The organism is Microcystis sp. M53603_WE2, from assembly GCF_030065435.1.
In genome coordinates this window covers 1-2509 of sequence record NZ_JASJFF010000533.1, presented here as the reverse complement: position 1 = coordinate 2509, position 2509 = coordinate 1, and the positions used below count along the sequence as shown (strand labels likewise).

The window sequence follows — 2509 nt, the reverse complement described above, 5'->3', positions numbered from 1 at the left end:
TTCATCGGCCCGCGTCCTGTAGGGGCGAAGCATTCGGATAAAAAATCTACGGTTTCACCGATAGGTTATTGCCCGAATGCTTCGCCCGTACTTTTTCAGCAAACCCTAATTATTAATAGTCGAAGTCACCACCGCCGGCGGGAGGAGCGGATTTTTCTTTTTCCGGTTTATCCACAACAATACACTCGGTAGTTAAAACCATACCGGCGATAGAAGCGGCATTTTGTAGGGCAGAACGAGTCACTTTCGCAGGGTCAACGATACCCGCCTCAAACATATCGGAGAACTCACCGGTAGCGGCATTATAACCGACATTAAAGGGCTTTTCTTTCACCCGTTCGGCAATAACTGCACCGTTTTGGCCGGCATTTTCAGCGATCCGTTTTAAGGGGGCAGCAATGGCGCGAGAAACGATTAAAGCGCCGGTTAATTCTTCATGGTGTAGGGTTTCTTTGGCCCAGGTTTCCAATTGGGGAGCCAGGTGAGCTAAAGTAGTACCACCCCCGGGGACGATACCTTCTTCTACGGCTGCTTTAGTGGCGTTAATCGCGTCTTCTAGGCGCAATTTGCGGTCTTTCATTTCCGTTTCCGTAGCGGCGCCGACTTTAATCACTGCCACACCCCCGGCTAATTTAGCCAGACGTTCTTGCAGTTTTTCTTTATCGTAGGAAGAATCGGTTTCCTCGATTTGACGGCGAATTTGCTCACAACGGGTTTTCACTGCCACGTCGTTGCCTTCGGCGACGATGGTGGTAGTATCTTTGTTCATGGTGATACGACGGGCCGTACCTAAGCTATCAATTTTGGTGGTTTCCAGTTTTAAACCCGCATCTTCGCTGATTACTTGACCACCGGTTAAGACGGCGATATCTTCTAACATCGCTTTTCTGCGATCGCCAAATCCGGGAGCTTTCACCGCAGTGACGTTAAGAACACCGCGCAGACGGTTAACCACTAGGGTTGCCAAAGCTTCTTTTTCGATGTCTTCGGCGATAATTACTAGGGGTTTACCTTGACGGGCTACTTGTTCGAGAATGGGAACCAAATCCTGCACTAAACCGATTTTTTTGTCGGTAATCAGAATAGCGGGATCCTCAAAAACGCATTCCATGCGTTCGGTGTCGGTGACAAAGTAGGGAGAGATATAACCTTTGTCAAAACGCATCCCTTCGGTGATTTCTAGTTCGGTGGTCATCGATTTCCCTTCTTCTAGGGAAATTACGCCTTCTTTACCCACTTTATCCATGGCCGAGGCGATCATTTGACCGACTTCATCATCGTTACCGGCAGAGATAGCGCCCACTTGTGCGATCGCTTTGGAATCTTCTACGGGTTTCGCGTGTTTGGCGATTTGACTGACGAGGAAATCGGCAGCTTTATCGATCCCTTTTTTCAGAGAAATCGGGTTAGCACCGGCGGCGACGTTGCGTAAACCTTCTTTAACGATAGCGTGAGCGAGAACGGTGGCGGTAGTAGTACCATCACCCGCTACATCGTTGGTTTTTGAGGCGGCTTGGCGAATTAAAGCCACACCAGTGTTCTCGATATGGTCTTCCAGTTCGATTTCTTTAGCGATGGTGATGCCATCATTGACGATTTGGGGTGCGCCAAATTTCTTTTCGAGGACGACGTTACGACCTTTGGGTCCAAGGGTGACAGCTACCGCTTCGGCCAGAAGATCCATGCCTTTTTCTAAGGCGCGACGGGCATCTTCGTTGTAGATAATAGATTTAGCCATAATGTATCGTTATTCGTGCAAAATAGGGGTTTTCAAGGGTAGATGATTAGGAAACGACGGCGAGAATGTCTTTTTCGGAGAGGAGAACGTATTCTTCGCCACCAAGTTTGATATCGGTTCCGGCATATTTGGAGTAGAGAACTTTGTCACCCACACCCACTTCCACAGGGGTACGGCTGCCGTCATCGTTGCGTTTGCCAGTGCCGACGGTCACGACTTCCCCGATTTGGGGTTTTTCTTGCGCGGCGTCGGGAAGGAAAATGCCACCGGCGGTTTTTTCTTCGCTGGGGCTAACTTTAACGAAAACTCGATCGCCTAGGGGTTTAACAGTAGTTACGTTGATGCTGACTGCAGCCATGGAATATCCTCCGTTTCTCTTGTATTTGGGTAAGTGTCTTTTCCAGATTAGCACTCTTACCTTCCGAGTGCTAATTTACCGAAATACAAGGCCCCCTGACAACTGCTCGATCGGTACGGGTTTCCGAACTATGGTGTTAAGCTAGGGTTTGCTGAATAAGTTTGTTGGTGGGGTTAGGAGTCAGTATTCAGTATTCAGGAGTCAGTATTCAGGAGTCGGTCGTCAGGAGAATTAAGAATGAGCATTAATCAATTAAATGCTCTATTTAGGGTCGGCTGAAAAAGTAGGGGCGAAGCATTCGGGCAATAACCTATCGGTGAAACCGTAGATTTTCTATCCGAATGCTTCGCCCCTACAGGACGCGGGCCGATGAAGACGCTAGGTTTTGAAGCACGATTCTCTCAAAATCTTGC

At 48.6% G+C, this 2509-nt stretch carries 2 protein-coding genes; both read right to left on the bottom strand.

The features are described 5' to 3' along the window. Positions 1–112: 112 nt before the first annotated feature. On the bottom strand, positions 113–1738 hold the full coding sequence (groL, locus tag PX481_RS11095; RefSeq protein WP_002804201.1) for a chaperonin GroEL: 1626 nt from the start codon (positions 1736–1738) through the stop codon (positions 113–115). A gap of 46 nt (positions 1739–1784) precedes the next feature. Beyond that, a complete protein-coding gene (groES, locus tag PX481_RS11090; RefSeq protein WP_072926587.1) occupies positions 1785–2096 on the bottom strand; it encodes a co-chaperone GroES in 312 nt (103 codons plus the stop codon). Positions 2097–2509 lie beyond the last annotated feature (413 nt).